Origin of the sequence: Dyella marensis (assembly GCF_900112865.1) — a bacterium.
Lineage (GTDB): Bacteria > Pseudomonadota > Gammaproteobacteria > Xanthomonadales > Rhodanobacteraceae > Dyella_D > Dyella_D marensis_A.
Genome location: NZ_FONH01000042.1, coordinates 1 through 5,473, shown reverse-complemented (window position 1 = coordinate 5,473; position 5,473 = coordinate 1). Strand labels below are relative to the sequence as shown.

Below are 5,473 nucleotides of genomic sequence, written 5' to 3'. Positions count from 1 at the left end.
GGTGTTTATGCGGAGCTAATGGTGGCGCTATGTTTCAGGCAAGAAAAAACCCTCACCGGAGGGTGAGGGTTTTTAAGGATAAAGCCCCTGGCGATGACCTACTCTTGCATAGCAAGCTACACTACCATCGGCGCAGCTGCGTTTCACTGCCGAGTTCGGGATGGGATCGGGTGGGGCCACAGCGCTATCGTCGCCAGGGAAGGGGTGGGGGCAGCGCAGATTGGTGCGCCAAGCCCCGCAAAGGGGTAAACGAGTGACAAGCGTTTGGTGAATCGGGATGTTCGCTAAGGATTACGTGCGAAGCGTCTTGGGGTTATATGGTCAAGCCGCACGGCTCATTAGTACGCGTAAGCTCAATGCATTGCTGCACTTCCACACCGCGCCTATCAACCACCTAGTCTAGATGGGGCCTTAAGGAGTCTCTGGGACTCGGGAGATCTCATCTTGGGGCGTGCTTCCCGCTTAGATGCTTTCAGCGGTTATCACTTCCGTTCGTAGCTACCGGGCAATGCCATGGGCATGACAACCCGAACACCAGCGGAACGTCCACTCCGGTCCTCTCGTACTAGGAGCAGCCCCCCTCAAATCTCCAACGCCCACGACAGATAGGGACCGAACTGTCTCACGACGTTCTGAACCCAGCTCGCGTACCACTTTAAATGGCGAACAGCCATACCCTTGGGACCGACTACAGCCCCAGGATGTGATGAGCCGACATCGAGGTGCCAAACACCGCCGTCGATATGAACTCTTGGGCGGTATCAGCCTGTTATCCCCGGAGTACCTTTTATCCGTTGAGCGATGGCCCTTCCATACAGAACCACCGGATCACTAAGACCTACTTTCGTACCTGCTTGATCCGTCGATCTCGCAGTCAAGCACGCTTATGCCTTTGCACACAGTGCGCGATGTCCGACCGCGCTGAGCGTACCTTCGTGCTCCTCCGTTACTCTTTGGGAGGAGACCGCCCCAGTCAAACTACCCACCACACACGGTCCCCGATCCGGATTACGGACCTAGGTTAGAACGTCAAGCACTTCAGGGTGGTATTTCAAGGATGGCTCCACCGAAACTAGCGTCTCGGTTTCATAGCCTCCCACCTATCCTACACAGAAGAACTCAACGTTCAGTGTGAAGCTGTAGTAAAGGTTCACGGGGTCTTTCCGTCTTGCCGCGGGAACGCTGCATCTTCACAGCGATTTCAATTTCACTGAGTCTCGGGTGGAGACAGCGCCGCTGTCGTTACGCCATTCGTGCAGGTCGGAACTTACCCGACAAGGAATTTCGCTACCTTAGGACCGTTATAGTTACGGCCGCCGTTTACTGGGGCTTCGATCAAGAGCTTCGCCTTGCGGCTGACCCCATCAATTAACCTTCCAGCACCGGGCAGGCGTCACACCCTATACGTCCACTTTCGTGTTTGCAGAGTGCTGTGTTTTTGATAAACAGTCGCAGCGGCCAGGTTACTGCGACCCTTCTCAGCTCAGCTACGCATGTAGCCACCAAAAAGGGCGCACCTTCTCCCGAAGTTACGGTGCCATTTTGCCTAGTTCCTTCACCCGAGTTCTCTCAAGCGCCTTGGGATTCTCACCCTGCCTACCAGTGTCGGTTTACGGTACGGTTTCTCTGCAGCTGAAGCTTAGTGGCTTTTCCTGGAAGCGTAGTATCAGTCACTTCGCCCAAAAGGGCTCGTCTCGGTGCTCGGTGTATGTGATCCCGGATTTGCCAAAGATCACCACCTACCGCCTTTCCCCGGGACAACCAACGCCCGGTAGACCTAACTTTCTCCGTCCCCACATCGCACTGCAGACAAGTGCCGGAATATTAACCGGCTTCCCATCGACTACGCATTTCTGCCTCGCCTTAGGGGCCGACTCACCCTGCGCCGATGAACGTTGCGCGAGGAAACCTTGGGCTTTCGGCGTGCGGGCTTTTCACCCGCATTATCGTTACTCATGTCAGCATTCGCACTTCCGATACCTCCAGCAGGCTTCTCAACCCACCTTCACAGGCTTACGGAACGCTCCTCTACCGCGCACACATAGTGTGCACCCCGAGCTTCGGTGTAGTGCTTAGCCCCGTTAAATCTTCCGCGCAGGCCGACTCGACCAGTGAGCTATTACGCTTTCTTTAAAGGGTGGCTGCTTCTAAGCCAACCTCCTGGCTGTCTGTGCCTTCCCACATCGTTTTCCACTTAGCACTAACTTTGGGACCTTAGCTGCGGGTCTGGGTTGTTTCCCTTTTCACGACGGACGTTAGCACCCGCCGTGTGTCTCCCGTACAGTCTGTCCTGGTATTCGGAGTTTGCCATGGTTTGCTAAGTCGCGATGACCCGCTAGCCATAACAGTGCTCTACCCCCAGGAAGATACATACGAGGCGCTACCTAAATAGCTTTCGAGGAGAACCAGCTATCTCCGAGTTTGTTTAGCCTTTCACTCCTATCCTCAGCTCATCCCCATCTATTGCAACAGATGTGGGTTCGGTCCTCCAGTGCGTGTTACCGCACCTTCAACCTGGCCAAGGATAGATCACTCGGTTTCGGGTCTACTGCCAGAGACTATGCGCCCTATTCAGACTCGGTTTCCCTTCGCCTCCCCTAGACGGTTAAGCTCGCCACTGACAGTAAGTCGCTGACCCATTATACAAAAGGTACGCAGTCACCCTTGCGGGCTTCCACTGCTTGTACGTATACGGTTTCAGGGTCTATTTCACTCCCCTCTCCGGGGTTCTTTTCGCCTTTCCCTCACGGTACTTGTTCGCTATCGGTCGGTCAGGAGTATTTAGCCTTGGAGGATGGTCCCCCCATGTTCAGACAGGGTTTCACGTGCCCCGCCTTACTCAATTTCACACAACGTGCCTTTTCGTCTACGGGGCTATCACCCGCTATGGCCGGCTTTTCCAAACCGTTCGACTAAAACATGCTGTGCTTTTGGGCTAGTCCGCGTTCGCTCGTCGCTACTGACGGAATCTCGGTTGATTTCTTTTCCTCCGGGTACTTAGATATTTCAGTTCCCCGGGTTCGCTTCACTAAGCTATGGATTCACTTAGTGATACTGCTTACGCAGTGGGTTTCCCCATTCGGACATTGCCGGATCAAAGCTTGTTGCCAGCTCCCCGACACTTTTCGCAGGCTGCCACGTCCTTCATCGCCTCTGACCGCCAAGGCATCCACCGTATACGCTTGGTCGCTTGACCATATAACCCCAAGTCGCCTCAGGATCACACGTCCAAACAACGCGTTCGCTTAATTGCCTCAACGACACATCTCGATTCGGTTTCGAACCAAGACGCTTGTCACTCGTTTACATTTTCAAAGAACACGAAACCGGCCACAGTGCCGTCTCGCTTCATAATCTTTTTGTGTGCGCTACATATCCGCGTGGAACTGGTGGAGCCAGTCGGGATCGAACCGACGACCCCCTGCTTGCAAAGCAGGTGCTCTCCCAGCTGAGCTATGGCCCCATAGTGGTGGGTCTGGGAGGACTCGAACCACCGGCCTCACCCTTATCAGGGGTGCGCTCTAACCACCTGAGCTACAGACCCATAAAGCTTTCAAGGCCGCTCCTCGCGGAGCGCGCCTTTCACGCCGTCGGCGTGCGGATATGCAGGTGTCTTGTGTGGACGTCTTACGTCAGTGGTTCTGTCGTTCTCGAAAGGAGGTGATCCAGCCGCACCTTCCGATACGGCTACCTTGTTACGACTTCACCCCAGTCATGAACCACTCCGTGGTCGTCGCCCTCCTTGCGGTTAGGCTAACGGCTTCTGGAGCAACTCACTCCCATGGTGTGACGGGCGGTGTGTACAAGGCCCGGGAACGTATTCACCGCAGCATAGCTGATCTGCGATTACTAGCGATTCCGACTTCACGAAGTCGAGTTGCAGACTTCGATCCGGACTGGGATCGGCTTTCTGGGATTGGCTCCACCTCGCGGTATTGCAACCCTCTGTACCGACCATTGTAGTACGTGTGTAGCCCTGGCCGTAAGGGCCATGATGACTTGACGTCATCCCCACCTTCCTCCGGTTTGTCACCGGCAGTCTCCTTAGAGTTCCCACCATTACGTGCTGGCAACTAAGGACAAGGGTTGCGCTCGTTGCGGGACTTAACCCAACATCTCACGACACGAGCTGACGACAGCCATGCAGCACCTGTGTTCTGATTCCCGAAGGCACTCCCGCATCTCTGCAGGATTCCAGACATGTCAAGGCCAGGTAAGGTTCTTCGCGTTGCATCGAATTAAACCACATACTCCACCGCTTGTGCGGGCCCCCGTCAATTCCTTTGAGTTTCAGTCTTGCGACCGTACTCCCCAGGCGGCGAACTTAACGCGTTAGCTTCGACACTGATCTCCGAGTTGAGACCAACATCCAGTTCGCATCGTTTAGGGCGTGGACTACCAGGGTATCTAATCCTGTTTGCTCCCCACGCTTTCGTGCCTCAGCGTCAGTGTTGATCCAGATGGCCGCCTTCGCCACTGATGTTCCTCCCGATCTCTACGCATTTCACCGCTACACCGGGAATTCCACCATCCTCTATCACACTCTAGCTATCCAGTATCCACTGCCATTCCCAGGTTGAGCCCGGGGATTTCACAGCAGACTTAAATAACCGCCTACGCACGCTTTACGCCCAGTAATTCCGATTAACGCTTGCACCCTTCGTATTACCGCGGCTGCTGGCACGAAGTTAGCCGGTGCTTATTCCTCAGGTACCGTCAGCCCCGCCGGGTATTAGCCGGCAGTATTTCGCTCCTGATAAAAGTGCTTTACAACCCGAAGGCCTTCTTCACACACGCGGCATTGCTGGATCAGGCTTTCGCCCATTGTCCAATATTCCCCACTGCTGCCTCCCGTAGGAGTCTGGGCCGTGTCTCAGTCCCAGTGTGGCTGATCATCCTCTCAGACCAGCTATCGATCGTCGCCTTGGTGAGCCATTACCTCACCAACTAGCTAATCGAACATCGGTCCATCCAACCGCGCGAGGTCTTTCGATCCCCCGCTTTCTCCCGTAGGACGTATGCGGTATTAGCGTAAGTTTCCCTACGTTATCCCCCACGTCTGGGCAGGTCCCGATGCATTACTCACCCGTCCGCCACTCGCCACCCACAGTATTGCTACTGCTGTGCTGCCGTTCGACTTGCATGTGTTAGGCATGCCGCCAGCGTTCAATCTGAGCCAGGATCAAACTCTTCACTTAAGTTTTCGAACATCCGAGGATGCTCTATCTTTCTGAAGCGTTGTCCTAACCATAAAACGTCAAGCTTTTGAATTGACTCTTAGGTTAGACGCTTGCATTTGTTTGGACAGATTGTCCATCCAACGCAAGACGCCCACACAAGTCACCTGCGCACACTGTCAAAGATCAATCACTTGCGATCCGTTCTTCGAATCGCCCCGAGACGTTTCGTCCCGGGTGAGCCGCCCATTCTACATCGTCTTTCCGGTCCGTCAACACCTGCAGCGAAGAATTTT

The 5,473-nt window shown here is 54.7% G+C and carries 2 tRNA genes and 3 rRNA genes; all 5 read right to left on the bottom strand.

Annotated elements, in window-relative coordinates:
* Positions 1-85 precede the first annotated feature (85 nt).
* A 5S ribosomal RNA gene (gene rrf / locus BM172_RS21900) occupies positions 86-198 on the bottom strand.
* A 119-nt stretch (positions 199-317) separates the two neighbouring features.
* Positions 318-3,196, bottom strand: a 23S ribosomal RNA gene (locus BM172_RS21895).
* Positions 3,197-3,387: 191 nt separating this feature from the next.
* Positions 3,388-3,463: transfer RNA gene (locus BM172_RS21890), tRNA-Ala, on the bottom strand.
* A 4-nt stretch (positions 3,464-3,467) separates the two neighbouring features.
* Positions 3,468-3,544: transfer RNA gene (locus BM172_RS21885), tRNA-Ile, on the bottom strand.
* Between the two features lie 109 nt (positions 3,545-3,653).
* Positions 3,654-5,198: ribosomal RNA gene (locus BM172_RS21880) — 16S ribosomal RNA — on the bottom strand.
* The 16S, 23S and 5S rRNA genes sit together here with 2 tRNA genes alongside, the layout of an rRNA operon.
* Positions 5,199-5,473: the final 275 nt, after the last annotated feature.